Annotated in this window: 1 rRNA gene; it reads right to left on the bottom strand. The window is 51.1% G+C overall.

What is annotated here, in order from left to right:
- Positions 1–468 (bottom strand): 16S ribosomal RNA (locus Q5Y73_RS24665); the annotation flags it as partial.
- Positions 469–491: the final 23 nt, after the last annotated feature.

The following is a 491-nucleotide window of genomic DNA, read 5'->3' as shown; positions in this document are numbered from 1 at the left end:
GCCTTCTCTTCCCTGGCAACAGAGCTTTACGATCCGAAAACCTTCATCACTCACGCGGCGTTGCTCCGTCAGACTTTCGTCCATTGCGGAAGATTCCCTACTGCTGCCTCCCGTAGGAGTCTGGGCCGTGTCTCAGTCCCAGTGTGGCCGATCACCCTCTCAGGTCGGCTACGCATCGTCGCCTTGGTGAGCCCTTACCTCACCAACTAGCTAATGCGCCGCAGGTCCATCTGTAAGTGAGAGCCGAAACCCTCTTTCTTCACTCCATCATGCGATGAAATGACCTTATCTGGTATTAGCTAATGTTTCCACTAGTTATCCCAGTCTTACAGGCAGGTTACCTACGTGTTACTCACCCGTCCGCCACTAAGATCATAAAAAGCAAGCTTTTTAATCTCTTCGTTCGACTTGCATGTATTAGGCACGCCGCCAGCGTTCGTCCTGAGCCAGGATCAAACTCTCCATTAAAGATTGCAATCTCGCGATTACAA

The sequence above is a fragment of the Chengkuizengella axinellae genome, assembly GCF_030730905.1.
Classification (GTDB): domain Bacteria; phylum Bacillota; class Bacilli; order Paenibacillales; family KCTC-33759; genus Chengkuizengella; species Chengkuizengella axinellae.
The sequence above is the reverse complement of the archived record's forward strand: the minus strand, read 5'-3'. Positions and strand labels throughout refer to the sequence as shown.